General features: G+C 54.3%; 3 protein-coding genes. 2 read left to right on the top strand and 1 reads right to left on the bottom strand.

The window, feature by feature from the left end; all coding sequences use genetic code 11:
• Positions 1-182, top strand: a 182-nt coding sequence (locus EA14781_RS25550; RefSeq protein ID WP_042336368.1) for a hypothetical protein, incomplete at its 5' end; no start/stop codon positions are given.
• A gap of 30 nt (positions 183-212) precedes the next feature.
• Here the strand turns inward: EA14781_RS25550 and sodC are convergent.
• Complete coding sequence (sodC, locus tag EA14781_RS22120) at positions 213-740, bottom strand: superoxide dismutase family protein (protein WP_000649829.1); 528 nt, start codon at positions 738-740, stop codon at positions 213-215.
• 133 nt (positions 741-873) lie between these two features.
• On the opposite strand from sodC, the gene gpJ reads away from it, so the two are divergent.
• A partial coding sequence (gpJ, locus tag EA14781_RS22115; RefSeq protein ID WP_042336365.1) for a TipJ family phage tail tip protein occupies positions 874-1,904 on the top strand: 1,031 nt, incomplete at its 3' end.

The raw sequence follows: 1,904 nt of genomic DNA, 5'->3' as shown, positions 1-1,904 counted from the left end.
GGTGGTTATCGGGCGGCAGGGGTAAAAAGAATAAAAAAATCCCGCAGAGTTGCGGAACTGCGGGAGCGTTACGAAGATTAACTATAGAGAATTATTCTTATGTCACGACAAAAACATTAACTCAGAGAGGGAGAATGTGCCGTTCTTTTCAGGGAGAAAGGATTTATCGTCCTGAGGAATAAAGGTAAGGGGCCCGCCCCTTACCTGACTGATTATTGAATGATGCCGCAGGCCATTCTCGCACCACCACCGCCCAGGGGCTCCGGATGGTCATGATGGTTATCACCGCCAGCATGAAGCATGAGAGAACGCCCTTTAATCTCTTTTAATGAGTTCAGTCTCGGGGCCAGGACCGGGTAGTTCGCTTTTCCGTCATGCGTCACGAACAGCGCAGGGAGGTCGCCCAGGTGTCCATCCGGAGACCAGGGGCCAAGATGTTTGCCGGTGTTTTTCGGGTCAAAGTGACCGCCAGCCGATAATGCTGCGACCGGTTTTCCGTCTTTCAGTGCCGGGGCGCAATTTCCTTTTTCGTGCACATGAAAACCATGAATGCCTTCAGACAGAGAGTGAAGGGCTGGTGTGAACAGCAGACCGTAGGGGGTCTCCTGAATGGTTATTTTTCCAATGCTGACTTCTTTTCCGTCAGCACTGACAAGGTTCATTGGGACTTCCTGTTCTGCTGCGTATCCGCATGATGCTGCTGTCAGCATGGCAATGGCAGCAATGATTTTACATTTCATAAAACCCTCATTAATTCCGTTAACAGACTGAGCTTGCTGGTTACAGGGTAACAAACAGCGTTCTGATGATATCGCGCAATAGCTGTGCAGTATCCTATCACTGCGATTAATAATACCAATTGAGAGGAACATTATGGGTAAAGGTGGCGGCAGGGCGCACACACCTCGTGAGGCGAAGGACAATCTCAAATCCACGCAGATGATGAGCGTGATTGACGCCATTGGTGAAGGGCCGATTGAAGGTCCGGTGAAGGGGCTGCAGAGTATCCTGGTGAACAAAACCCCGCTGACGGACACGGACGGTAATCCTGTGATACATGGTGTGACCGCGGTCTGGCGCGCCGGGGAGCAGGAGCAGACACCACCTGAAGGCTTTGAGTCCTCCGGGGCGGAAACCGCACTGGGCGTGGAAGTGACGAAGGCAAAGCCGGTGACGCGCACCATTACATCCGCGAACATTGACCGCCTGCGGGTCACCTTCGGGGTGCAGTCACTGGTGCAGACCACGTCAAAGGGTGACCGAAACCCGACATCCGTCCGCCTGCTGATTCAGTTACAGCGTAACGGTAACTGGGTGACGGAAAAGGATGTCACCATTAACGGCAAGACCACCTCGCAGTTTCTGGCGTCGGTGATTCTGGATAATCTGCCTGAGCGGCCCTTTAACATCCGGATGGTCCGGGAGACAGCGGACAGCACCTCGGACCAGCTGCAGAATAAGACGCTGTGGTCGTCATACACCGAAATCATCGATGTGAAACAGTGCTACCCGAACACGGCCATTGTGGGGATGCAGGTGGATGCGGAGCAGTTTGGTGGTCAGCAGATGACGGTGAACTACCATATCCGCGGTCGCATCATCCAGGTGCCGTCAAACTATGACCCGGAAAAACGCACGTACAGTGGTATCTGGGACGGCAGTCTGAAACCGGCATACAGCAACAATCCGGCCTGGTGTCTGTGGGACATGCTGACTCACCCGCGCTACGGCATGGGAAAACGTCTGGGGGCGGCGGATGTGGACAAGTGGGCGCTGTATGCCATCGGGCAGTACTGCGACCAGATGGTGCCGGATGGCTTCGGGGGCACCGAGCCGCGGATGACCTTCAATGCGTACCTGGCACAACAGCGTAAGGCGTGGGATGTTCTCAGTGATTTCTGCTC

Source organism: Escherichia albertii NBRC 107761 = DSM 17582 (assembly GCF_000759775.1).
Classification (GTDB): Bacteria; Pseudomonadota; Gammaproteobacteria; order Enterobacterales; family Enterobacteriaceae; genus Escherichia; species Escherichia albertii.
Note: the sequence above shows the minus strand (reverse complement) of the source record. Positions and strands in the feature narration are given on the sequence as shown.

Bases quoted from the DNA above. Each gene is read 5' to 3' on its own strand.
- sodC (WP_000649829.1), bottom strand. From the start codon at position 740: ATGAAATGTAAAATCATTGCTGCCATTGCCATGCTGACAGCAGCATCA.